Source organism: Rhizobium skierniewicense Ch11, from assembly GCF_023757665.1.
Classification (GTDB): domain Bacteria; phylum Pseudomonadota; class Alphaproteobacteria; order Rhizobiales; family Rhizobiaceae; genus Agrobacterium; species Agrobacterium skierniewicense.
Genome location: NZ_RXPG01000029.1, coordinates 87604 through 110771, shown reverse-complemented (window position 1 = coordinate 110771; position 23168 = coordinate 87604). Strand labels below are relative to the sequence as shown.

Sequence of the window (23168 nt, the reverse complement as noted above, 5' to 3'; positions counted from 1 at the left end):
CTTTCTACTGGGACTTGCTTTCCATTTCATCCAAGGCCGCCGCCAGGCGCTTCTCCTCGTTGAAATATCGGGCCCGGTCCCAGAAATGCGGTTTGCTGATACCCGTTGAGACATGGCGCCCGATGATCCGGCCACCCGCGTCTTCGCCGTCCATCTCGAAACGCATCAAATCCTGGGTGATGATCACATCGCCTTCCATGCCCATCACTTCCGTAATCTGCGTAATCCGACGCGAGCCATCGCGAAGACGGGCGGCCTGAATGACGATATCGACCGATGAGGAGATGATTTCGCGTACCGTTTTCGCAGGCAGGCTGAAACCACCCATGGCGATCATCGATTCCATACGGCTCAGACACTCACGTGGCGTGTTGGCATGGATCGTCCCCATGGAGCCGTCATGGCCGGTGTTCATGGCCTGCAACAGGTCGAAGACCTCAGGTCCACGCACTTCACCGACGATGATGCGTTCGGGGCGCATACGCAGGCAGTTCTTGACGAGATCACGCATGGTGATTTCGCCTTCGCCCTCGATATTGGGTGGCCGTGTTTCCAGCCGCACCACATGCGGCTGCTGAAGCTGAAGTTCGGCGGTATCTTCGCAGGTGATGACCCGTTCGGTCTTGTCGATATAGCTGGTCAGGCAGTTCAAGAGCGTCGTCTTGCCTGAACCCGTTCCGCCCGAGATGACGACATTGCAGCGTACACGCCCGATGATCTGGAGAAGAACCGCGCCTTCCGGCGTGATCGCACCGAAACGTACAAGCTGATCGAGCGTCAGCTTGTCCTTCTTGAACTTGCGGATCGTCAGCGCCGGGCCGTCGATGGCCAGCGGCGGCGCGATGACGTTGACACGCGAACCGTCCGGCAGGCGGGCATCACAAATCGGGCTGGATTCATCGACACGACGACCGACTTGGCTGACGATGCGCTGGCAGATGGACAGGAGCTGGGCATTGTCGCGAAACCGGATATCGGATTCGATGGTCTTTCCACCCACTTCGACGAAGGTCTGGCCTGAGCCATTGACCATGATATCGGAAATGTCGTCGCGCGCCAGAAGCGGCTCCAGCGGACCGTAACCCAAAACGTCGTTGCAGATGTCTTCCAGCAGCTCTTCCTGCTCGGAAATCGACATCGCAAAATTCTTGATTGTGATGATATCGTTGACGATATCGCGGATTTCCTCGCGTGCGCTCTCGGTGTCGAGTTTAGCCAGCTGCGACAGATCGATGGTGTCGATCAGCGCGGAAAAGACCTGCGCCTTCGTCTGGTAATACTCCTCGGTGCGCGCACGCTTGCGTGTCTGGGGCGGTGCCGCATGGGTTGGCGGGGCAGGTGGTGCGAGCACCAGGGTCTCTGCGGGTTCGGCGCGCGGCATGGACGCAACAGAAGACGAGGCAGGGGGAGACGCCACCTGCCCGATCTGTGCGCTCCTGGGGGAGCCTTCGTTGCCACGTTTTCCGAACATATCTGTCTTCCGGTCGCCTGCTGCACGCGGTGGCGTGCATCACTTGCGCTTTATGAGGTCCATGAATTTGCCCAGTCCGGCTCGCTTTGCCTTGCGTGCTGAAGACCGGCCCGTCACGATGTGGGATATCTGCGAGATGGTTTCGGCAATCGGCGATTTCGCGTCGATCTCGCTGATCATGCGCCCGCTATTGGCCGCATTGCCAAACAGCTGCACATCGAACGGAATGATGGCAATCGGTTCGATCTCCAGGGGCTCGAAGAAATCGGCAGGCGCGATTTCCGGGCGTTTGAGCATGCCGACCTGATTGAGCACCAGATGCGGGACCTTGTCGTTTGGTCTCAGCCTTTTCAGGGCATCCAGCAGGTTTTTGGTGTTGCGAAGATTGGCAAGATCCGGCACCGCCGTGATCACGACCTTGTCGGCCTCGGCCAGCACAGTCTGCGTCCAGTCAGACCAGATATGCGGGACGTCCAGAACGGCAACGGGAGAGCTGCGTTGCAGCAGTTCCAAAAGTGGCTGAAAGGCCAGACGTTCGAAATCATAGGGCCGGTCGAGCAGGGAGGGGGCGGCCAGCAATGACAGATGCTCGGAGCATTTGGTCAGCAGGCGATCCAGAAAAACCTCGTCCAGACGTTCCGGTGCATAGACGGCTTCTGCAATGCCCTGCGCAGGGTCCTGATCGAAATCGATATTGGCGGTTCCGAAGGGCAGGTCGAGATCGGCCAGAATGGTCTCTGTCGAAAACAACGTCGAAATGCCGAAGGCGCAATTGTGGGCGATCGTGGACGAACCGACGCCGCCCTTTGCCCCGATGAAAGCGATGTTACGGCCAAGTGGCTCGGATTCGGGATCCACGAAAATGGCCGAGATCGATGCCAGCAGATCCGGCATGGTCACCGGTGCGACGAGGTATTCCGAAATGCCATTGCGGATCAGATCGCGATAAAGCGAAATGTCGTTGTGGCGACCGATGATGATGACGCGTGTGGTCGGATCGCAGACCTCGGCAAGCGGCGCGAGATCATTGAGAAGGGTCGATGGCTCGCGCGCTGTTTCAAGAATGATCAGGTTGGGCGTTGGACTTGCCGCAAACATGGTTGCAGCGGCTTCGACCTCACCATTGGTCACCCGCAGGCTGACCTTGTTCATGCGCCGGTCGCCCGAAAGGCGCTCGATCACCCGCTGCAAACCGTCGCTTTCGCAAAAAGCGTGCACGGAGATGCGCGGCAGGGGCCGAAGCGCGTCGAGATCGCTCGTCCGCACAGGCTCGTCCGCGTAGGGTTCCTGCGAAGGTCCGCGTTGAATGTCGTAATCAACCGAGCTCATGGTTTATCCTGTTGCCGCAAACGGCCTGTGCTGAACGTCATTCCGTTGTTGCCGTGTTCTTGCCTGCACGATAATTGCCGATGACAGCGGAGCGGCGCTCCGCATCGATCGGGCTCATGCCGCGCGGACCGACGAGGTCCATCGGGTTTGCGATTTGTGCGGCGAGGTTGTTTTGAGACGCGCAGCCGAAATTGTACCAGTTCTTGTTGGAATAGGTGTTGTCGGATAGGTCTTCCGGCCATTGGCCGCACTGTCCGGTCATGGCGGTCATCGCGATGAAGCTCAAGCGAATGGGAGCGGCATCACCCGTGGGGGCCGCGCCATAATGGGTTTCCACGATCTTGCTTGACGCTATGCCGGACGACGTGAGCACGGAACGGATCTGGCGCTTGAGGATGGACGCTGCGGCGGAATTCGCAGATCCTGTCGGCACCTGAATCTGGACGACGCCGGAAGATGTCGCGGTATAGCTCTGGGCAAACCCCTTGATGGTGTCTGCCATGCCCACCGTCAGGCGGTTGTCTCCGGCCGAGACTGGAATATCGAGGGAATGCTGCGCTTCCGAGAGCGTAATCGGGTGGCGGGTGCGATAATCGTCGGGAATGGCGCCGGTCGACATCGGGTCGCGTGCACATCCCTGCGCAAGCGCTGCCGTGGTCAACAGCGCCAATACCAGGCCTGCCCGGCGGAGCGAGCGCGCATGTGCGAGCGGTTTCATCTGATCCATCTGTGTCATTTGTAGATAAATCCTACCGAGCCCTGATAGGGCTGTGTGTGTGCCTCTTGCCGGTTGCCGTAGACCTTGTTCACCCGGTTCATGAAATACATGGCGGCATCATTTTCCGGGTTGAAGTTGTCGTCGGGCCGCGCGATCTCGTTGCGCGATACCGGACGCACGAGGTAAGGCGTGGCGATGATGACGAGTTCGGTTTCGTTGCGAATGAAGTCCTTGCTGCGAAACAACGTGCCCAGAACGGGCACCTTGGAAACACCCGGTATGCCGGACATGGCCTGACGCACATTGTCCTGAACCAGACCGGCGATGACGATGGAGCCACCCGAGGGCAGTTCCACGCTGGTGGAAGCCTCGCGCTTGCGGATCGACAGATAGGTGCTGCCGGGAACCGAAACGCTGCTGCCATTGCCCGTCGCAGCGCTGCCTTCGAAGGTAGGCTCGGATACGTTGGTTTCGATTTTCAGGCTGATCCGTCCGGGCGACAGCACCACAGGGCGGAAATTCAACTCGATGCCGTAATCCACCGTATCGGTGGAGCGCGTGACTGTCGGGCGGCCGGTGGCGTCATCGATGGCCACCTCCTGTTCCGCGGGTAGGCGGAATTCGCCGCCGACATAGAACTTGGCCTGCTCGCCGGAAATTGCGGTGAGGCTCGGTTCAGCCAGCGTGCGCATGACGCCAGCCTGCTCCATGGCATTGAAATAGCTGCCCAGCGTCAGCTTGCCGATGGTGCCCGCGACATTGCCCGTAGCGGCGAGACCAATGGCGTTGCCGAGATTGGAGGGATTGGAGAACGCGATGCGCCCGCCCAGATCACTGCCTGAACCGCTGATCGAGCCGTTGAAGCCCAGTTGCTTCAACACCTGACGGCTGACCTCCGCAACCGTGACCTTGAGCGTGACCTGATCTTCACCCTCGATGGTCAGCATGTTGACGATGGAGGATTGCTGACGGTCTTCGGCAAAAATCGCGACTGCGCCATCACCGTTGCTCTGGCTGGTCTCGGTAATGTTGCGCGTGGTGGCCTCGCCACCCTTGAGAAAGGCGGATGCCAATTGCACGGCGCGGGCCGAATCCTGTGGCGTGCGCACGCTGCCCGACAGCACGATATTATCCGAGACGATCTCGACGCGAATGTCCGATTCGGGAATGAAGCGGCGCAAATTGGCCTGGAGGCCTGAAATGTCGCGTTCGACCTCAAGGTCGAGGCTGACGATTTCCTGGCCCTGATCCCCGAAGATGAAGATGTTGGTTTGTCCCACCGACTTGCCGAACAGATAGATCCGGCGCGAGCTGCGCGTGACCGCATCCGCCATGCTGGGGTCGGCGACGAGAATGTCGTGCGCATCCTGCGGCAGATCGATGACGAGCGCCTTGTTCAAGCCAAGTTTCAGCCGTTTGCGAACGCCCTGTCCGCTTTCGCTGATCCGCACGATGCTGGCGCTTTGGGCGAGCGCCTCAGATGTCGAAAGACCGAGCGGGGCATGCAGACCGGGAAAGCCGGAGAACGCAATGCAGAACGCCAGGCCGCCGGCAACGGACGAGCGCATGGACTGTACAAGGCGGGAAAATGCGCGATATCTGGTCATTGTGACGACCCTCCCTGTCCGTCCCGCACGATCGAGCCGGATTTGATAATCTGGATGGCCGGTTTTCCCGAACCGCCGCTCAAGAGGTAATCGGCTGATGGGGTTTCGCTTTCCTGGGCATCGGCGACGGATCGAAGCGACAATGTCAGCCGGTCCGCCATCTGTTGGGCGACCGTCATGATCTTGGCCTGTTCGGGCGTCAGTTCCAGCGTGGCGGTGGCACCGACGACTGATGTGGTGCCGTTTTCGCCTTCCTTGATCTGCTGGTCGATGGCCAGAACCCGGACATTGTTGAGAACATTCTCGGTCAAGAAGGCCCCGCCATCGCCCTTGCGGACCATGATGACGTCGACACGGTCATTGGGCAGCACGAACCCGCCTGCACCCGTAGCGACCGAAATCTCCGTGGCGACGGCGCGTTTGCCCGCAGGCAGCAACGAAGACATGATGCTCGTGCCGGAATCGACAACTTTTTCCGGGCGCAGCGGCTCACCTTCGAACAGTGGCAGGCGCACGATCGAACCGGTCAACTCGGCAATGGCGTCAGGCCGTTTGCTCTCGGTCAGGTAATTGTCGTTGATGCTGCCTTGCGGCCATGGTGCCCAGCGCACGGAATCCGCACTCAGCCGGCTCCCGACGGGCAGATTGATGGAGGAGACCAGAATATTGACGGTCGGCTCTTTCTGGATGATCGCTTCGGCCTGCTCGACAACCTGCTGCGGACCACCGAGCTGCATGGCCAGCAACCCTGCAAGACCGGCAGCAACAACAGCTACGGAAAGAATGACGACGCGCGACGGTTTCATGCTCGGGCCTTGAAGGAGTCAGAATCTTATCTCTGACCATGGCCCGCCATTGGTGTAATTATGGTTAATAAAATGTGTTGGCTTGTGGTTAATGAGAAATAAACGGTGCAATATCGCTGTCTATTCGCCTCACATCATAGCCTGCATGGCAAATTGCACGATGGGTGCCTCTGGATAAGTGAGCAAGCCCGCCGCAGCAATCGCAATGCCGTAAGGAACTTTGTCAGCGACGAGAAGCGAGTCTGGAACCGGAAGGCCGGTAGCCATAATCTGTTGGTGACGGGAGCGGATGAATAGAATTCCTATAGTCAGTATGCCACCGAAAACGGCAACGGCTACCATATAGAGTGCCAACGCTTGGTCAAAGCCAAACCAGACGGTAGATGCCGTCAAAAGTTTGGCGTCGCCTCCGCCCATCACGTTCAGCGCAAAAAGTGCGAAGCATGCGGCGAATACTGCAAGCCCAGCCAGCAGGCTCATGCTGATGCCTTGCCAACCCAAGTCCGTGAACGGCGAAACTATGACGAAGGAGCAGAAAAGGATCAAGGAAATCCGATTCGGTATCGTCATTGTAAAAAGGTCGGTTAGTGCAGCCAAAGCAAGACATATCGGGAGGATAAGGAATATTGATGCGGCTATCATAAATCACCTCCAGTACTAACCGATAAGTATCGGACTCTTTAAAATTTAAAGCAAAATGCCGCCCTAGTAAAAAAAGGGCGACATTGTGAGTCTGGTATTTACGGTCTGATCAACTACTGGTTGGCAGTCGTCAACTCGGTTCCAATATTGTTGAATAGAACAGTCAACTGAGTACCGACTGTTGTCGCGCCAGTGATGATGGCAACGGAAATCAGAGCTGCGATCAGGCCGTATTCGATGGCGGTCGCGCCGGACTCGTCTTTCATGAAGCGAGCGAAAATGTTTGTCATGGTTTGTCTCCTGAGACTCGTCGATTGTTGATCAGCACGCCGCCAACTGTTTGCCGTTGTTCGGTTGACGCCAAATTACAGACGGTCACTTTCCAATCGCTTAAAAAATTTCCTTAAGAAGTCGTAAACAGCCCATGTAATTTGGTGTAGTAAACAATATATCAAAGTAAAATATCGATTTTTACAGAACGGGAGACATGCTTATTCTCAAGGGTTTCGAGATGTTTTGCTTGCAGTAATATTTCCCGGGATGATGCAAGTCCCGTGTCATTATGATGCATTGTTATCACATAAAATCTATATTGGTGGTGCCTGCATTGCTGCGTCTCATTGTGGGATTTGTGTTTAACGGTTGATTCACCAATCCAGCGCATGATGTCCGGGATTAGAGACCGCGTGATGCGTCAACAAGGGCTGCCCATATCCATGTCATCCGTTTTCGTGGCCAGAATTGCTGTTGCGCTTGTCGTGCTTGCCGCGATACCGGCCACGGCGATGTCCAGCGAGGACGACATGTTGCGCGTTTCCATGAACCACGCCCGTGTCCTGAAACTGGATCGGCCGGTCAGCAAGGTCATCATCGGCAATTCCAAGGTCGCAGATGCGACGGTTGCGGATGCGACAACCATCGTCCTCACCGGACGAAGCTTCGGCACGACCAATCTGGTTCTTTTGGATAGCGACGGAAACGCCATCGTTGATCAACGCGTGCTCGTGTCCATCGATGAAGGCAACACCGTCCGCGTCTTCCGCCAGACCGCCCGCACGGTTCTGTCCTGCACACCCAATTGCGAAGAGCATTCCCCCAATGAGGGCTCGACTGGTAGCGGCCAGTAATCGTAACCAGCATATTCCGAGTGGATGATATCTGCTGCGACGAAGCCCCATCAAGCCAAGCGCGCATCAACGCAAAAAACGCCCGAAGGCGCTGTTTTTTGTGCGATTTTTTTAGCTAAGTGTCTGATCTGGCTAAGATCAAAAATGGAATGGTGCCCAGAAGAGGACTCGAACCTCCACACCCTTTCGAGTACCAGCACCTGAAGCTGGCGCGTCTACCAATTCCGCCATCTGGGCGACGAGGAGCCATGTACGGGGGCAGCCCTCTGGTGTCAACAAAGATTTTGAAGTTTTGTGACGATCATTGATTTTTCAGCGAAAAAATCGATGCGGCAGACCAATGGGCCAGACCAATGCCTGTTCTGCAAGGCGGGTGATTGCCTTAGATGTTCATCGAGAATCAGGTGTCCAGTCCTTCGTTTTTCGGCCTGTCGAGGTGGCCGAGGTCACGGGTAGGGTCTATCACATCTCGAACGCGCTGCTTGAGGTCTTTTACGCCGGGAAAACCGCCATCGCGTTTGCGCTCCCAGATGACGTTGCCGTCCACCAGGATTTCAAAACGCCCACCGGTCGCTGGCACGAGCGCGACTTCGCCGAGACCGTCGGCGAAGGTCTGCAGAAGCTCCTGCGCCATCCAGGAGGAGCGCAAAAGCCAGTTACACTGCGTGCAATAGACAATGGAAATGCGCGGTTTGGGGGGTGCGTCTGCCATGGTGCCCTCATTCGTCCTGCGCGGGATCATTCTTCAGTCGGCGCGGCTTTGCAAGGGGCGGTCGCTTGCCCTTTTCGTTGGTCGAGACATGAGGCGCTACGCGATCCGCTTGTAAAACAAAGTAGTGCCACAAAAAGCCCCGTCGGGGAAAAGCGCATAGTCCGGGATGACGCCTACGCGTTCCCAGCCAAACCGAGGGTAGATCGTCTCTGCGTCGCTGCCGGTTGCCGTATCCAGAACGAGAAGCGTTCTTCCGCGACTTGCGGCCTCTGCCTCCACATGTGTCATCAGCCGGCGCGAAAGGCCAAGTCCGCGTGCCGAACGGTGCACCAGAAGCTTCATCAGATCACCCCGGTGGGGCTGGTTGGGTTTGGAGGCAAGTCCGATCTGAACAGTGCCGACTGTCTTTCCATCCATCTGTGCCACGCCGTGGATCGTGTCGCCATGATCCACGGCCTCTGCCACGCTTTGCCAATAGGCCATCGCATCGGCGGGTTCGAAAGGCAGCATGAAGCCGACAGAGGCACCGCCATTGACGCAATCGGCCAGGATGTCGCAAAGGTCTGGCAGTGCGGCCAGTGTCTCGCCACCGGTTAATGTGCGGATGATCGTCATTCAAAATCTCCTGAAATATCAGCGTTTACGCTGGTCCAGCACCACGGCGTAGCGGGCGGGGGTGTCAGACGGGTTATGGAATGTGTGGCCTTCGCCAACGGGCATGAACAGGCAGTCCCCCTGAGACATCCGGTGCACTCCATCGCCCGTGGTCATTTCGAGCGTGCCCTCCAGCAACCAGACATATTGCGTCATGCCATGGCTGGCCGCATGCGGCGGAAAGCTGACTTGTGCGCGCGCGGGAAAATTCACCTCGACGATATCGACATCCGAGCCGACGCGGGGAGGGGAGATGGCGCGCCGTGTGTAGCCCGTATCCGGGTCCTGCCATATCGGTTGGTCCTGCCTTTTGATCAGCGGCGACACGGCGTCTTCATTCTTCGCGAAGAAACCCGACAGCGAAAGCCCGAATGCCGCGCAGATCCGGGCCAGAAGCGCTGCGGTGGGGCTGGCCTCGCCACGCTCGATCCGGGAGATCATGGCGCGGCTGACGCCGGATGCGTTTGCCAGTTGGTCGAGTGTCAGGTTGGCTTTCAAGCGCAGCTGTCTGATGCGGTCTGCGAGTGAACGTTCAAAGTTATCGTTTTCCATTATGTGATATTATAATTCTCTTATGGTGGAGTCAATGACCAGATATCGAGATATCCAGTGCCGTCACCATCCATCACGCTTTGCAGGTTGGAAAAAGCCCGATTTAAAAGGCTTTTAACCAAATTCCCGCTTTTCCAGCGCAAAGGCCCCTGCTATAGCGCGGGGCATGAGCACACATTCGACCCGCACCCCGCTTGACCATATCCGCAACTTCTCCATCGTCGCCCATATCGACCATGGCAAATCCACGCTGGCCGACCGGTTGATCCAGTCGACAGGTGGCCTTGCCGAGCGCGATATGTCCGAGCAGGTGCTCGACAATATGGATATCGAGCGGGAACGCGGCATTACCATCAAGGCACAGACCGTGCGCCTGCATTACAAGGCGAACAACGGCGAAATCTATGTGCTGAACCTCATCGATACTCCTGGCCATGTGGACTTCGCCTACGAAGTCTCGCGCTCGCTGTCGGCCTGCGAAGGCTCGCTCCTGGTGGTGGATGCGTCCCAGGGCGTGGAAGCGCAGACGCTGGCCAATGTCTATCAGGCCATCGACAACGACCATGAGATCGTGACGGTCCTGAACAAGATCGACCTGCCAGCCGCAGAGCCCGACCGCATTCGCGAACAGATCGAGGAAGTTATCGGCATCGATGCGTCTCAGGCCGTGCTGATTTCGGCCAAGACCGGCCTTGGCATCCCCGACGTTCTGGAAGCCATCGTCCACCAATTGCCACCGCCGAAAAGCGAGCTTGGTGAAAAGGGTCCGCTGAAAGCGCTGCTCGTGGATAGCTGGTACGATACCTATCTCGGTGTCATGGTTCTGGTGCGTGTGCTCGATGGCGTGCTGACCAAGGGTCAGACCATCCGCATGATGGGTACGGACGCGAAATATCAGGTGGAGCGCGTTGGCGTTCTGACGCCAAAGATGGTGGCTGTCGATAGCCTCGGCCCCGGCGAAATCGGTTTCATCACCGGCTCGATCAAGGAAGTGGCGGACACCCGCGTTGGCGACACCATCACCGAAGACAAGAAACCGACCGCCCAGGCGCTGCCGGGCTTCAAACCGGCTCAGCCGGTGGTGTTCTGCGGTCTCTTCCCGGTTGATGCGGCGGATTTCGAAGATCTGCGCGCTGCCATGGGCAAGCTTCGCCTCAACGATGCGTCCTTTTCCTTCGAAATGGAATCGTCCGCCGCTCTCGGTTTTGGTTTCCGCTGCGGCTTCCTCGGTCTGCTGCATTTGGAAATCATCCAGGAGCGTCTGGAACGCGAATTCGATCTTGATCTGATCGCGACGGCCCCTTCGGTCGTCTATCAGCTGACGATGACTGATGGGTCTGAGCGCGAGCTGCACAACCCGGCGGATATGCCGGATGTTGTGCGCATCTCTGAAATCCGCGAACCTTGGATCAAGGCAACGATCCTGACGCCGGATGATTATCTCGGCGGCATCCTAAAACTTTGTCAGGATCGCCGTGGCATACAGACTGAACTCACTTACGTCGGCAAGCGCGCCATGCTCACCTACGAGCTGCCGCTCAACGAAGTCGTTTTCGATTTCTACGATCGCCTGAAATCCATCTCCAAGGGCTACGCGTCCTTCGACTACCATCTGGACGGTTACCGCGAAGGCAATCTTGTGAAGATGTCGATCATGGTCAATGGCGAGCCGGTCGATGCGCTTTCCATGCTGGTCCACCGCACCGCAGCCGAAAAACGCGGCCGCGACATGTGCGAGAAGCTGAAAGACCTTATCCCGCGCCATATGTTCAAGATTCCGATTCAGGCGGCCATCGGCGGCAACGTCATCGCCCGCGAAACGATCTCGGCCATGCGCAAGGACGTCACGGCCAAATGCTACGGCGGCGACGCCACCCGCAAGCGCAAACTTCTGGACAAGCAGAAGGAAGGCAAGAAGCGCATGCGTCAGTTTGGCAAGGTGGACATCCCGCAGGAAGCCTTTATCGCAGCGCTGAAAATGAGCGACGATTGATATAAAAAGGGCGCCGCGGCGCCCTTTGTTTTGCGATTTTTCACCAGCTCTTTCCGGCAGGTAAGCCTCATGCCCGGAGGCAAGCGGTCTATGTCTGACGAATATATCAGTCCTATGGCTGTGTCTGCGTACCGCCGGTGTTCGGCGAAGCGGGAGCCGTGTTGCTTGGCGCGGCGGGCGTCATGGGCGCTGGCGTTGACGTCGTTGCGTCAGTGGTTGACGGGGTACTCATCTGCATCCAGATGAAACCGCCGACCAAGAGAACGACGATAACCGCTACCCACGGCGCCCAGCTAGCCGATTTGCGGGCTGCTGCGGGTGTTGTACGAAGCTCTGGACGGTCTGGACGAAGATTGGGGTCACGGGGCAGGTTTGGATCGAATGTCATGGTGTTTCTCCTCTTCCTATCAGATAAAATACAATTTTGCGTGATTGGTTCCGGAGATCTATAAGGGGTGAAAACTGGTAGCTCTATGATGTCGCGCGCGCGATATCGATTGCTTCCTGCAAAACCTCTGTGAATTTTGGGTCGTCGCATTGTGAGATATTGAACCGCATGTGTGATGACGCGCTTTTCGACTGACTGAAGATATTGCCTGGGGCGAGGACAACATCTTTCGAGAGGGCAACTCGAGCGACAGCTGCCGCATCGACACCGTCAGGCAGGCTGCACCACAAAAACAGACCCGCCTGCGGCTCGATCCATGGCTTGATGTCAAGCGTGCGAAGCCGTGCTGCCGTTTCCATCCTTGTTCGCGACAGTCTGACTTTCACCGCTTCCATGTGACGCCTGTAGCCGCCATCCTTCAGCGCGGCCAGGACCAGTGCCTCGCAAAGCTGGTTGCCGGAAAAACTCGTGGCGATCTTGAGGTCTGTCAAAGGCTCTATCCACCTTTGTGGCGCGGCGATGTAGCCGCAGCGAACGGACGAAGAGAGTGTCTTGGAAAAACTGCCGATCTGCACGACACGGTTCAGCCCATCGAAGGCCGCAAGTCGCGGTGCTCTATGGTCTTCGAAATCCGCAAAAATATCGTCTTCAATGATCGTCAGTCCGGCTCTTTCCGCCAACATCAGCACCCGATGCGCTGTGACCGGTGAAAGAACCGCGCCGGTTGGATTATGGATCGCAGAATTGGTTATGTAGAGGCGCGGCTGATATTCGTTCAGCACCTGTTCAAACGCCGCCACATCAGGTCCGGACGGCGTGTACGGCACGCCGATGACCTTGACCCTATGGGCGCGCAGGAGAGCGTGGAAGTTGAAATAGCAGGGGTCATCGACCAGGACCGTCTCCCCTGGCTCCAGCAGGAAACGGCAAAGCAGATCTATGGCATGCGTGCCGCTATCGGTCAGCATGATGTGTTCCGGTGCAGCATGTACGCCGTTTTCCGACAGTCGCCGTGCCAGCAGTTTCCTCAAGGATAGAAGTCCGAGCGGTGTGCCGTAGTCGGTCAACAGGTGTGGATCTGCGCGTGCCACGGTGCGCATGGCTCGGCGCATTGCCTCTTCCGGCATCCATGAAGGCGGCATCCAGCCACAACCGGGCTTGATCATGCCGTCCTGACCATCGAGCGCAAGGCGCGAGACCCAGAAGGGATCAACCGCGCGGTCGAGCTTGGGGCCGATCTCGGCTAGAGACAGTGGAGCCAAAGCAGCGACGACATAGAATCCCGATCCGGGCCGAGATTGAAGGACACCCTCTGCAATCAGTCGTTCATAGGCTTCAACGACGGTTGAGGTTGAAACCTGCATTATCTTTGCAAACGCACGCACGGATGGGAGTTTTGCCCCCGCCGCAAGGCTGCGTGAAGAAATTCGCTGCCTGATTTCCATCATCACGCTAGTGATGCGCGGCGCGCGATCACCAGGTTCAGGTGCCGTTGAACTCATCTGTATCGCTCATGTTGCCATAACAGTTTTTACAAACTGTATCGTACTGTCGCTATCAGTACCATCCGTTCCCGCCCATACCTTTATGGCAACGGAGTATTCAAATGGACCGGAAGTCGAGTGGTTGGTGGAGCGGATTTTTGGGCGTGGTGATTTTCAGTGGCTCTTTGCCTGCAACGCGCTTGGCGGTCTTGGGGTTCGACCCCGTATTTCTGACCTTGGCGCGAGCCAGTATTGCAGGACTGCTCGGCGGAGCGCTTCTCATGGTTTTTCGACAGAAGCGTCCCGCGCGGCCCGACATGCTGTCCCTGGCCATCGTTTCGCTGGGTGTCGTCGTCGGCTTCCCGTTGCTGACAGCCATGGCGTTGCAGCACATCACCTCAGCCCATTCTGTCGTCTTCATCGGCCTGCTGCCATTGGCCACGGCCATATGTGCCGTTGTGCGAGGAGGTGAGCGCCTGCCTTTGACCTTCTGGCTGTACTCATGTGCGGGAAGTGCACTGGTCGCGGGCTTCGCGATGACACAGGGCGGGTCGGCATCGCTGGCCGGCGATCTCCTAATGTTGGCGGCCATCGCGCTTTGCGGCATTGGCTATGCGGAGGGTGCCACCTTGTCTCGCAGGCTTGGCGGTTGGCAGGTCATTTCGTGGGCGCTGGTTTTGTCGCTGCCCATCATGCTGCCGCTCGCGCTCTTCACCCTGCCAGCAACGTGGAGCACGATTGGAGTTGCCGCATGGGGAGGGCTTGTCTACGTGTCGCTGTTCAGCATGTTGATCGGCTTTATCTTCTGGTATCGCGGACTGGCGCTGGGCGGCATCGCAGCCGTTGGCCAGTTGCAATTGCTCCAGCCCTTCATGGGCCTTGTGCTGGCAGCAAGCTTGCTGGGCGAAATTGTCAGCATCCCGATGCTGCTGACAACCGTTGGCGTCGTGGCCTGTGTCGCCGGCGCGAAAAAATCCGCGACGAAGCCGCAGCCTGATTAGCCCTTGCCACGGCGCGATGTCCAGCGAAGCCAGCTTTCCTCGTTGCCGCTGAAGACGTTGAGGTCGATTTTGCCCTCCACGCCATGGGACAGGCCGGAGCCGGAATATTGCCAGAACATCCATTTGCGATCGGGATAGACCTTGGAGGGATGCTGGGCGACAGCGCGCAGCCAGAAGGGATAGTTCAGGAATTCGCCCGACAGGTGGTCCTTGTAGAAATCCGGTGCCGTGTAGATGATCGGGCGTTGGCCGTAATGGCGTTCCAGCATGTCCATGAAGACCTGCATTTTTTCCAGAACCTTGGCGCGTGGCAGGCGCATCTTGCAGCTGGATTCGCCATTATATTCCACGTCGATGACGGGCGGCAGCGCATCCGGATCGCGCGGGACGTTGCGAATGAACCAGTCCGCCTGCTGGCTTGCGGGACGGCACCAGTAGAAGAAGTGGTAGGCGCCCCTGCGTAGTCCTGCGGCCTTGGAGCGGTTCCAGTTGGTCTTGAACATCGGGTCCAGATGGTCGCCGCCATCGGTCGCCTTGATGAAGGCAAAGTTCGCACCGCGTGATCTCAGCCTCTCCCAATCGATATTGCCCTGCCAGCGAGACACATCGACGCCATGCACGGCGAAATGCCGTGGCGTAATCTTGCCGAAATTGATCGGCTTGGCATCGCTGAAGTTGGACCGGAAGATGCGGGAACGTACGGCTGGGCCGGCATTGATGGCGGGTGCGGCAGCCATGGCCATCTGCACCGACGCCTCGTCTGGAAGTCCGACACCAGCTTGTGGCGACATGGATGTGTCGATCTGAGGCACGACACGGCGCGGCGCAGCCTCTTGATCGAGAGCGGCAAAAGCTTTGGGTTCCTGCGGAACCGGTCCGCCCCAGGCCAACACCTTCTGGGCAGGTTCGGCCCGAAGTGGCGCGCGCGTCTGGCCGACACTGGCCTGCGGCACCGGTGCCGAAGGCGTGACCGAACTCGTCGTTTCCTTGGAAGGAATTCCCGCCATCAGGCTTTCCGGCCCGGAACTGGACGTACATCCCGCAAGGGATAGGCAGGCTAGAAGAATGGCTGGCACTGTCGATCGATACATGAGAATCCGTACGCAAAACAGACGGGAAAGCACGAGATGCACCACCCTGGAACCGTGAAAAAAGATGACTAACGACAAATTATCAAAAAAGGCTGAATCCAACCTTTACGATGGGAAAATCACGAGAAAGACGAGATGACGTTTGCGTGAGACGACGTTGAGGGTGACAGCAAAAAGCGCGGACGAAACCGCCCGCGCTTACGTTCTGGATTTCCGTTCTGGCGTCAGGCAGCGCGCCGGTGATCTCGCGTGCTGTCAAGGCGGAACTGCTCCAGCAGACCGAGCAACTGATCCGTCTCTTCGTTCAGCTGTTCGCTGGCTGCACTTGTCTCTTCCACCATCGCCGCATTCTGCTGTGTCAGCAGATCCACTTCACCCACGGAGCTGTTGATCTGCTGCATGGCAACCGATTGGTCCTGCGTGGCCTGCGTGATCTGCCGGACATGGTCGCTGACATCGGAAATCTGCGTGCCGATCTGTGCCAGCGCTTCGCCGGTCTGGGTCACGAGGCTGGAACCTGCGGCAACCTCCTGGTTTGAAACGGCAATCAGCTGACGGATTTCCCTGGCAGCTGCGGCCGATCTTTGCGCCAGCTCGCGAACTTCATGGGCAACGACGGCAAAGCCCTTGCCCGCCTCACCGGCGCGTGCGGCTTCGACGCCGGCATTCAGAGCCAGCAAATTCGTCTGGAACGAAATGGAATCGATGACCTCGGTAATGTTGCCGATGGTCTTCGATGCATTCTCGATCCGCTCCATGGCCGATATCGCATTGCCGACGATGACGAGAGAATCATCGGTGTTGCGGCGGGTCTTGTCGACAATGGTGTTGGCTTCACGGGCACGGTCCACGGCGTTACGCATATTGGAATTGACCTCATCCACGGCTGCCGCCGTTTCCTCCAGCGAGGCAGCCTGACGTTCCGTGCGACGCGCAAGATCGACGGCAGATTCCGACATTTGCCGGGCGTTGCCCCTGATGGCGCCGACATTTTCCAATATGCCGCCCATGGTTTCGCGCAATCGCAGCATGGACTGGTTGAAATCGACGCGCAACTGCTCGAGACGATCACTGAAAGGGGTGTCGATGGTGGTGGAAATGTCGCCTGCGGACAGTCGCTTGAGACCGTCGGCCAAAGCGGCAACAGCAAACTGGATCTGGCGATCCAGTTCTTTTCGTTCGGCATCGTTCAACTGGCGGGCCGCTTCGGCGGAGGCGCGCTGTTCCCGCGTGGAGGCTTCAAGACGGGTGCGCTCTTCGGCATTTTCCTTGAAGACTTCAAGCGCACGCGCCATATCGCCGATTTCGTCGTAACGGTTCTTTCCATCCAGCGGAATGTCGATCTCTCCCTTTGCCAGACGTTTCATGGCGCTGACGATACCGAGGATCGGTCCCTTGAAGGTCATGACCAGACCAATACCGGCGAAAATCGCGACGAGCACACCGATGACCATGGCGGACAGAGAGATATCATTGGCCTTGCTGCGCTCGGTATCGGCGGCGGTGCGCTGCTTTTCTGCAAACGACGTGAGGCTTGCCCAAACGTTGCGAATTTCGTCTTCCGCCATGCCAAACGCAACCTTGCGCTGCTGGGAAATGGCAAGAAGCGCGGTCGCGGAACCATCCAGCTTGGTGGCCAGACCATCGATGGCCTTGGCGCTGTTGCGTGTAGCGTCAGACATCTTGGTGTCACCAGTCATTTCGCCGGTGGAAACATTCAGGCGAAAGGCAGCATCGCGGAAGGTCTCGAGCGCCGCCTTGCTAGGTGCGGCCACATATCGCACCATTTCAAGTTCGAGATTTCTGGCGTCGTCGCCAATCTGTCGGGCGGTCGCAAGGAAGGCCGTTGCCTGTTCGATAGGCTGGTCGAGCTTGCCGAACACTTCGGTTGCCTGCCGTGATTTCACGGAGGCAAATCCCTGTAGGCGAATGGTCGCTGGGCGCATCAGGTTCACGACGCGGTCTATGGCCCCGACGGTGGCGTCATTGACCACACCGATGTCCAACTGCGCGCGGATCTGCGTCACGCCATCGGCAAGCTGGTCGACAATCATCTTCTGATCGACATTGGCGATGGCGACAAGTTCCTTGACGGTACTTTCCAGTGTGCCGATGGCAGCTTTTACGACTGCGGTCTTTTCGTCAGGCGCCGTGACCTTGTTGAAGTCGGTGACGACGGTTGCGATGATGGTAGCGCCGCGGTTCAGCTTGTCGGCTTCGCGCAACAGCAGCTTGGCTTTCGCCTCATCTGTTTGCAGCGTACTTCTGATGTTTGTGGCGTTGGCCAGAAGACCGTTCAGCTCGCGGGTGATGGTTACGAGATCGGCGCTCATTCCGGCGCGCAGGGTCTGTTCCTGATTGTGGCTGGTCCAGAGCTCATCGACCTGCTTGTCGATGGTTGCTGTGCGCTCGATGGCTTCTTTTATTTCCGGAGAATTGCCGTCTTCGGTTGCACGCAGAAAATTGGCCTGCTCTGAAAGCTGGCGGTGCAGCGCCGCCCGTGTATCATCATTAGTATTGCTGAGAAACGATGTCATGCCGCCATAGACTTCCTTGAATCCGGTCAAGGATTGCAGGATCGTGTTGGAAACATCCATGCGGCTTTGAAGCAGGTTCGATGCGTATAGTCCCGACAAACCGACAGCCAGAATACTGGCAACGAATGGCGCGATGAACACAATGACCTTGGTTTGTATCTTAAACCGCGCCAGCAAATTATCGATGATCATTAACTTTCCCCAAAGCCCGCTTCTGAACTGACGTCCCCGTTTCTCGTGGGATCGTCGTGTTTCAACTTGTGCAACCGAGGTTTGAAAAAAATGTTAAGACCGAAGGGCTTGGCGATAGATGAGCTTGATATCATGAACGCCGGCGCAATCATCCGGCGTCCTGCTAAAGTGTGGTTGTAACCGTTGGCTTTGGTCAGTTGTCGGCTTTCAGTGTTGTGCGAAATGCACTGACGATCAGCGTTGCCAGTTGCGCGTGGATGTCGTCCCGGTCGCGGCCAGTGGGTGTGCAAATCGGGTCAATCTCTCCAACCGATTTCAGAAGCTCTGCCGCACCCGGCTTGCACACCGGCAAAAAGCTGAAGTGGTCCGCATCGTCGATCTGCACATATGTCCCGTCCTGCACCTCTCTGGCGAGTTGATCGGACAGGACAGAGACGGGAATTTTGCCGACACTGCCCAAATTGATAAAGGACAGCGGTATCTGGATATCTTTCAAGCTGTCTTTTGTGAAGGCAACCTCAAGGCCGGGATCGACCAGCACTGCGGTGTGGATGCGCACATCGTGGTTGGACTGTTCAAAGCGCGCTTTATCGACGCTGCGCAAATCAAACGGGGGCACTTGGATACGCTCTCCATTTCTATAACCACGCCCGCCAGTGAACCATGTGCAATCCATGGATTGCGCGTAATCGATGCAGTATTTCACATAGGCGTCGAGATCGGCCCGCGCGCCTGCCAGTTCCAACGCCGTGCTGCCGCCCAGGGAAAAGCCCAACACTCCGATGCGATCTGGATCGATGGAAGACAACCATTGAGCATTATGGGTCAAGGACGTGATGACGGTGGAGATGTCATCCGTACGCTCCCAGATTTTCGGCGTATCTTCAGGGGCGGAATCGCCACTGGTCGTTCCCGGATGATCGGGTGCTGCAACGATGAAACCCGCTTGCGCCAGTGCAGTGGCGATCCAGGCCATGCCGATGCCGCGAGAGCCGGAGCCATGCGACAGGAGCACCAGGGGTCGTTGGCCGGATTGAGGCGTAGCGTTCTTGAGTGCGGGAGCGCCCATAAAAATCCTGTTTTCGCCGACATCGACACGCTCACCCTGTTCATCGGTAGGATACCAGAGGGTCACGGCAAGGTCCTTGCCGCGCGCGGGCGAGTGGATGGAAATGTCGCGGGTGCCGACATCGCCACCTGCAAACGCGGGCGTCATGGCGATGGTGGAAAGGAAGATAGCGGAGAGAATGGTTCGCATCGAAAGGCCTCATGGGTTGGAGCAACGATGCCGGTTTCGTCCCGCATTATTTTTTTCACGCCCTGAAACACGTTTGAGGTCGTCCGCGAACACGATTCAGTCCATGTAGGAGCCATTGTCGGTTCAAGTTATGGGTCAGCCCACGTGCTTTTCATTCCTTTACCCATTGTCGTTTCACTTCTGCTGTTCCTGATGCTGGTCTCGATCCTCCATGGAGATGGGACAGGTAAAGCCAACCGCCCGTTTCTGGCGCTGATTGCGCTCAGTGCCGTGCAATCCGCGCTCGTGGGTCTGCGCTGGGGGTATCAGATCGAATGGCTGCGATTTGCCCTGCCGATCATGGCCTCGCTTTTGCCACCGCTGGCCTTTGCCAGTTTTCGCAGCCTGATGCACGGCTGGCGTCTGGAAAGCGCGGCGACGATTACGAGCGTCGTCGTGCCGCCCTTGGTGATCGCAGCGCTTTTGGTCGTCTATCCCGTGGCCATCGACGCCACGCTGATTGCGCTGTTTGTGGGCTACGCCATCGCCATCGTGCTGCTCGGCAGCCGTGGCCCGGACGGGCTGGAGGAGGCGCAATTCGCAAGCGTTGTACCGGTCCATCGCGCGCTTTATCTCGCCGCCGCCGCACTGTGCCTTTCGGCGGCTTTCGATATTCTCGTTGTGCTGGATTTTCATTGGGCGCGCGGAGAAAATGCGGGCGTCATCATCAGCAATGGCAACTTGCTGGGTCTGCTTCTCATTGGCCTTACCGCATGGGTCGCGGGTGATAGCAAACCGGAGGTATCGTCAAGCGGCGTACAGCTGGAGCCAGAGCCATCCAGCCCTACGGCCGAGGATCATGACATCATGGTGCGGCTTGGGGCATTGATGGTGGGGCAGAAGGTTTACCGCGACGAGAACCTCAACCTGTCCCGTCTTGCCCGCAAGCTGGCTCTGCCCAGCCGCCAGATTTCCCAGGCCATCAACCGTGCCACGGGTGGCAATGTCTCGCAATATATCAATCAGTTGAGGGTTGCAGATGCCTGCCGCCTGCTGGAAGAGACCGAGCAATCAGTCACAGCCATCATGCTGGAAAGCGGTTTCCAGACCAAGTCCAATTTCAACCGCGAATTTCGCCGCATCACCGGCATGAGTCCCCTTGCCTGGCGCGAACGTCAGGTCTGGAAACTGGTGTCAGCCAACAACAAAGGCCACGCGGAATAACCACGTGGCCTTTCCAATGCGTCTGATCGGGTTGATTACAGCGTGCCGTTGCGCTGCTGGATCATCATATAGGTGTCGTAGGTATATTCGGAAATCTGGGCCCAGAGATAGGCATCTTTCTTGAACGCCTGCTGGCTCTCATAGATCTTCTTGAAGTTCTCGTTGACCGAGGAAAGCTCCGCATAGGTTTCGAGCGCCGCCTTGTGGCAGACGTCCAGGATTTCCTGGCTGAAGGGACGCAGGATAGCGCCTTGCGCGACCAGTTCCTTCAAAGCCTTGGGGTTGCGGGCATCGTAACGCTCCAGCATTGAGGCGCTGCCCGCGGCGCAGGCATCTTGAAGCATGCGCTTGTAATTATCAGGCAGGCTGTTGAACTTTTCAAGGTTGACGAAGGCATGGCATGCCGGGCCACCTTCCCACCATGCGGGATAGTAGTAGTATTTTGCGACCTTGTAGAAACCGAGTTTCTGGTCGTCGTAGGGCCCGACGAATTCGGTGGCGTCGATGGTGCCCTTTTCCAGTGCCGCATAGACGTCGCCGCCTGCGATCTGCTGCGGTGTGATGCCGACCTTCTGCATGACCTGGCCCGTCAGGCCCGCGATCCGCATTTTCAGACCCTTGAGATCATCGATCGTATTGATTTCCTTGCGGAACCAGCCACCCATCTGCGCGCCGGTATTACCCAGCAGAATGGAGTGGATGTTATGTTTGGCCAGAAACGCGTTCAGCAGCTCGTTGCCACCCGCCTGGTTGAACCAGGCATTGGTCTGGCGGGCGTTGAGGCCGAAGGGAATGCTTGTGCCAAGCGCAAAGGTCGGGTCTTTGCCGACGTAATAATAGGAGCAGGTATGGGCCATTTCGACCGTTCCTGCCGTTACTGCATCTGCGGCCTGAAGGGCAGGGACGATCTCGCCACCGGCGAAATGCTGAATGGTGAAATTGCCGCCGGAGGCTTCCTTTACATGATCGGCAACGATCTGACCTGCACCGAACAGGATGTCTAGGCCTTTCGTGAAGGACGATGTCATGCGCCAGTTGATCTTGGGGTTTTCCTGCGCAATGGCAGGTGCGGCAAGAGCCGTTGCTGTGACGCCTGCGCCGACGGCACCAGCCCGGCGGATAAATGATCTGCGATCCATGTCGATTCAAGCCCTGAAAGTAGAAAAACAGGCGAACCGCCTGGTACGCCTCCCGCGAACTAATAACCATGTCCTCCATGAGCCTTCAAGATAATCTTGGTGATATTGAGTCTGGGAGGTCAGTTTTCCGGGCCCGGGAGACCCACGGCACGTCCTTGTCACGCTGCGGTTTAGGACCTTGATCGAACTTTTTAGAATAGTTCTAATTTATCTTGCGCTTTTGTGGGTGTGGCTGTAATTAGAATTATTCTAAAGAGGATAGATCCATGTTCCGCAGCATCTTGCCAGGGTCAAAGCGCCCCTTCTCATCCCTTAGCGAGCGGGAAATTCTTGCCCTTGCCATATCGTCTGAGGAGGACGATGCGCGCATCTACCGCTCCTATGCAGAGCATCTGAAGGCGCAATTTCCGCAATCCGCGAAAGTCTTCGAAGATATGGCGGAGGTGGAGCACGCACATCGCAATATGCTGATCGGCATGCACCAGGATCGCTTTGGCGAAACGATTCCGCTCATTCGGCGGGAACATGTCAGTGGCTTCTATGAGCGCAAGCCTGATTGGCTGGTGAAAAACCTGCCGTTGGAAAAAATCCGTGCACAGGCCGAAGAGATGGAGCAGCAGGCGATCCGTTTCTACGACGAGGCGGTCAAGCATGTAACCGACGCCTCGACGCGAAAGCTGCTGGGTGACCTCGCCGAAGCCGAACGCGGGCACGAAGACATCGCCGGCATGCTGGATGGGAAGCATCTGCCTGATGATGCGAAGTCCGAGGAAGAAGAGACTGCAAAACGGCAATTTATTTTGACGTATGTCCAGCCGGGTCTGGCGGGGCTGATGGATGGTTCTGTCTCCACGCTCGCCCCCATCTTCGCCGCCGCCTTTGCCACGCAAGACACCTGGCAGACCTTTCTGATCGGTCTGTCCGCATCCGTCGGGGCTGGCATCTCCATGGGCTTTACGGAAGCCGCGCATGATGATGGTAAGCTGTCGGGTCGTGGATCGCCGTTAAAGCGCGGACTTGCATCCGGCATCATGACGGCCATCGGTGGTCTCGGACATACGTTGCCCTATCTCATCTCACATTTCTGGACGGCAACCGCCGTCGCTGCCGTCATCGTCTTCATGGAGCTCTGGGCCATCGCCTTCATTCAGAACCGCTATATGGAAACCCCGTTCCTGCGGGCAGTCTTTCAGGTGGTGCTGGGTGGTTCTCTGGTGCTGGCCGCCGGTATTCTCATCGGCAATGGTTGACGATGGTGAGGGCG

Annotated in this window: 21 protein-coding genes and 1 tRNA gene; 5 read left to right on the top strand and 17 right to left on the bottom strand. The window is 57.6% G+C overall.

Features of this window, described 5'->3' with window-relative positions:
* Nucleotides 1–4: 4 nt before the first annotated feature.
* From EKM04_RS18930 to EKM04_RS18900, 7 genes are all read right to left on the bottom strand, one after another.
* Nucleotides 5–1471 carry a TadA family conjugal transfer-associated ATPase gene (locus tag EKM04_RS18930; protein ID WP_183896673.1) on the bottom strand — a complete coding sequence of 489 codons (1467 nt, stop codon included), beginning with the start codon at nt 1469–1471 and terminating at the stop codon, nt 5–7.
* A gap of 39 nt (nt 1472–1510) precedes the next feature.
* Entirely contained in the window at nt 1511–2800 is a 1290-nt protein-coding gene (locus tag EKM04_RS18925; protein WP_183896672.1) for a CpaE/TadZ family protein, read from the bottom strand.
* Between the two features lie 37 nt (nt 2801–2837).
* Entirely contained in the window at nt 2838–3536 is a 699-nt protein-coding gene (locus EKM04_RS18920; RefSeq protein ID WP_412762977.1) for a CpaD family pilus assembly protein, read from the bottom strand.
* On the bottom strand, nt 3533–5125 hold the full coding sequence (locus tag EKM04_RS18915; RefSeq protein ID WP_183896671.1) for a type II and III secretion system protein family protein: 1593 nt from the start codon (nt 5123–5125) through the stop codon (nt 3533–3535). Before EKM04_RS18915 ends, EKM04_RS18920 begins: the two co-directional genes overlap by 4 nt.
* Nucleotides 5122–5931, bottom strand: coding sequence for a Flp pilus assembly protein CpaB (gene cpaB, locus EKM04_RS18910; protein ID WP_183896670.1), 810 nt, complete (start codon nt 5929–5931; stop codon nt 5122–5124). Before cpaB ends, EKM04_RS18915 begins: the two co-directional genes overlap by 4 nt.
* Nucleotides 5932–6060: 129 nt before the next feature.
* The gene (locus EKM04_RS18905; protein ID WP_183896669.1) at nt 6061–6573 is read right to left on the bottom strand and encodes an A24 family peptidase; all 513 of its coding nucleotides are present in this window, start codon (nt 6571–6573) and stop codon (nt 6061–6063) included.
* Between the two features lie 113 nt (nt 6574–6686).
* Nucleotides 6687–6863, bottom strand: coding sequence for a Flp family type IVb pilin (locus EKM04_RS18900; protein WP_183896668.1), 177 nt, complete (start codon nt 6861–6863; stop codon nt 6687–6689).
* A 495-nt stretch (nt 6864–7358) separates the two neighbouring features.
* On the opposite strand from EKM04_RS18900, the gene EKM04_RS18895 reads away from it, so the two are divergent.
* Nucleotides 7359–7700 carry a pilus assembly protein N-terminal domain-containing protein gene (locus EKM04_RS18895; protein ID WP_234900158.1) on the top strand — a complete coding sequence of 114 codons (342 nt, stop codon included), beginning with the start codon at nt 7359–7361 and terminating at the stop codon, nt 7698–7700.
* A gap of 150 nt (nt 7701–7850) precedes the next feature.
* Here EKM04_RS18895 and EKM04_RS18890 read toward each other — a convergent pair.
* From EKM04_RS18890 to EKM04_RS18875, 4 genes are all read right to left on the bottom strand, one after another.
* Nucleotides 7851–7937: transfer RNA gene (locus tag EKM04_RS18890), tRNA-Leu, on the bottom strand.
* A gap of 163 nt (nt 7938–8100) precedes the next feature.
* Complete coding sequence (locus tag EKM04_RS18885) at nt 8101–8412, bottom strand: Rdx family protein (RefSeq protein ID WP_183896667.1); 312 nt, start codon at nt 8410–8412, stop codon at nt 8101–8103.
* A 96-nt stretch (nt 8413–8508) separates the two neighbouring features.
* Nucleotides 8509–9027, bottom strand: a complete 519-nt coding sequence (locus EKM04_RS18880) for a GNAT family N-acetyltransferase (protein ID WP_183896666.1) — start codon at nt 9025–9027, stop codon at nt 8509–8511.
* 18 nt (nt 9028–9045) lie between these two features.
* Nucleotides 9046–9618, bottom strand: a complete 573-nt coding sequence (locus tag EKM04_RS18875) for a helix-turn-helix domain-containing protein (protein ID WP_183896665.1) — start codon at nt 9616–9618, stop codon at nt 9046–9048.
* Between the two features lie 154 nt (nt 9619–9772).
* Between EKM04_RS18875 and lepA the strand changes: the two genes are divergently transcribed.
* On the top strand, nt 9773–11611 hold the full coding sequence (gene lepA, locus EKM04_RS18870; protein ID WP_174151946.1) for a translation elongation factor 4: 1839 nt from the start codon (nt 9773–9775) through the stop codon (nt 11609–11611).
* 112 nt (nt 11612–11723) lie between these two features.
* On the opposite strand, the gene EKM04_RS18865 is transcribed toward lepA, so the two are convergent.
* Together EKM04_RS18865 and EKM04_RS18860 are read right to left on the bottom strand one after the other, a co-directional pair.
* Nucleotides 11724–11999, bottom strand: a complete 276-nt coding sequence (locus EKM04_RS18865; protein ID WP_183896664.1) for a hypothetical protein — start codon at nt 11997–11999, stop codon at nt 11724–11726.
* A gap of 83 nt (nt 12000–12082) precedes the next feature.
* Nucleotides 12083–13501, bottom strand: coding sequence for an aminotransferase-like domain-containing protein (locus EKM04_RS18860; protein ID WP_210290113.1), 1419 nt, complete (start codon nt 13499–13501; stop codon nt 12083–12085).
* A gap of 104 nt (nt 13502–13605) precedes the next feature.
* On the opposite strand from EKM04_RS18860, the gene EKM04_RS18855 reads away from it, so the two are divergent.
* A complete protein-coding gene (locus EKM04_RS18855; RefSeq protein ID WP_183896663.1) occupies nt 13606–14484 on the top strand; it encodes a DMT family transporter in 879 nt (292 codons plus the stop codon).
* On the opposite strand, the gene EKM04_RS18850 is transcribed toward EKM04_RS18855, so the two are convergent.
* The 3 genes from EKM04_RS18850 to EKM04_RS18840 form a co-directional block, all read right to left on the bottom strand.
* Nucleotides 14481–15575 (bottom strand): glycoside hydrolase family 25 protein, encoded by a 1095-nt coding sequence (locus EKM04_RS18850; RefSeq protein ID WP_183896662.1) that lies wholly within the window; start codon nt 15573–15575, stop codon nt 14481–14483. The two genes, EKM04_RS18855 and EKM04_RS18850, sit on opposite strands and share 4 nt — an antisense overlap.
* A 224-nt stretch (nt 15576–15799) precedes the next feature.
* The gene (locus EKM04_RS18845) at nt 15800–18304 is read right to left on the bottom strand and encodes a methyl-accepting chemotaxis protein (protein ID WP_183896661.1); all 2505 of its coding nucleotides are present in this window, start codon (nt 18302–18304) and stop codon (nt 15800–15802) included.
* Nucleotides 18305–18497: 193 nt separating this feature from the next.
* The gene (locus tag EKM04_RS18840) at nt 18498–19562 is read right to left on the bottom strand and encodes an alpha/beta hydrolase family protein (RefSeq protein ID WP_183896660.1); all 1065 of its coding nucleotides are present in this window, start codon (nt 19560–19562) and stop codon (nt 18498–18500) included.
* A gap of 144 nt (nt 19563–19706) precedes the next feature.
* Here EKM04_RS18840 and EKM04_RS18835 point away from each other — a divergent pair, with 144 nt between their 5' ends.
* A complete protein-coding gene (locus tag EKM04_RS18835) occupies nt 19707–20765 on the top strand; it encodes a helix-turn-helix domain-containing protein (RefSeq protein ID WP_183896659.1) in 1059 nt (352 codons plus the stop codon).
* 35 nt (nt 20766–20800) lie between these two features.
* Here EKM04_RS18835 and EKM04_RS18830 read toward each other — a convergent pair whose 3' ends face one another.
* Complete coding sequence (locus tag EKM04_RS18830; RefSeq protein WP_174151879.1) at nt 20801–21904, bottom strand: TRAP transporter substrate-binding protein; 1104 nt, start codon at nt 21902–21904, stop codon at nt 20801–20803.
* Between the two features lie 266 nt (nt 21905–22170).
* Between EKM04_RS18830 and mbfA the strand changes: the two genes are divergently transcribed.
* The gene (gene mbfA, locus EKM04_RS18825; RefSeq protein ID WP_183896658.1) at nt 22171–23154 is read left to right on the top strand and encodes an iron exporter MbfA; all 984 of its coding nucleotides are present in this window, start codon (nt 22171–22173) and stop codon (nt 23152–23154) included.
* Nucleotides 23155–23168: the final 14 nt, after the last annotated feature.

Coding starts and splice junctions, on each gene's coding strand:
- EKM04_RS18925 (WP_183896672.1), bottom strand. CDS start 2,800: ATGAGCTCGGTTGATTACGACATTCAACGCGGACCTTCGCAGGAACCC.
- EKM04_RS18865 (WP_183896664.1), bottom strand. CDS start 11,999: ATGACATTCGATCCAAACCTGCCCCGTGACCCCAATCTTCGTCCAGAC.
- EKM04_RS18855 (WP_183896663.1), top strand. CDS start 13,606: ATGGACCGGAAGTCGAGTGGTTGGTGGAGCGGATTTTTGGGCGTGGTG.
- EKM04_RS18900 (WP_183896668.1), bottom strand. CDS start 6,863: ATGACAAACATTTTCGCTCGCTTCATGAAAGACGAGTCCGGCGCGACC.
- EKM04_RS18915 (WP_183896671.1), bottom strand. CDS start 5,125: ATGACCAGATATCGCGCATTTTCCCGCCTTGTACAGTCCATGCGCTCG.
- EKM04_RS18885 (WP_183896667.1), bottom strand. CDS start 8,412: ATGGCAGACGCACCCCCCAAACCGCGCATTTCCATTGTCTATTGCACG.
- EKM04_RS18930 (WP_183896673.1), bottom strand. CDS start 1,471: ATGTTCGGAAAACGTGGCAACGAAGGCTCCCCCAGGAGCGCACAGATC.
- EKM04_RS18905 (WP_183896669.1), bottom strand. CDS start 6,573: ATGATAGCCGCATCAATATTCCTTATCCTCCCGATATGTCTTGCTTTG.
- EKM04_RS18860 (WP_210290113.1), bottom strand. CDS start 13,501: ATGAGTTCAACGGCACCTGAACCTGGTGATCGCGCGCCGCGCATCACT.
- cpaB (WP_183896670.1), bottom strand. CDS start 5,931: ATGAAACCGTCGCGCGTCGTCATTCTTTCCGTAGCTGTTGTTGCTGCC.
- EKM04_RS18845 (WP_183896661.1), bottom strand. CDS start 18,304: ATGATCATCGATAATTTGCTGGCGCGGTTTAAGATACAAACCAAGGTC.
- EKM04_RS18830 (WP_174151879.1), bottom strand. CDS start 21,904: ATGGATCGCAGATCATTTATCCGCCGGGCTGGTGCCGTCGGCGCAGGC.
- EKM04_RS18920 (WP_412762977.1), bottom strand. CDS start 3,536: ATGACACAGATGGATCAGATGAAACCGCTCGCACATGCGCGCTCGCTC.
- EKM04_RS18850 (WP_183896662.1), bottom strand. CDS start 15,575: ATGTATCGATCGACAGTGCCAGCCATTCTTCTAGCCTGCCTATCCCTT.
- mbfA (WP_183896658.1), top strand. CDS start 22,171: ATGTTCCGCAGCATCTTGCCAGGGTCAAAGCGCCCCTTCTCATCCCTT.
- EKM04_RS18840 (WP_183896660.1), bottom strand. CDS start 19,562: ATGCGAACCATTCTCTCCGCTATCTTCCTTTCCACCATCGCCATGACG.
- EKM04_RS18895 (WP_234900158.1), top strand. CDS start 7,359: ATGTCCAGCGAGGACGACATGTTGCGCGTTTCCATGAACCACGCCCGT.
- EKM04_RS18880 (WP_183896666.1), bottom strand. CDS start 9,027: ATGACGATCATCCGCACATTAACCGGTGGCGAGACACTGGCCGCACTG.
- EKM04_RS18875 (WP_183896665.1), bottom strand. CDS start 9,618: ATGGAAAACGATAACTTTGAACGTTCACTCGCAGACCGCATCAGACAG.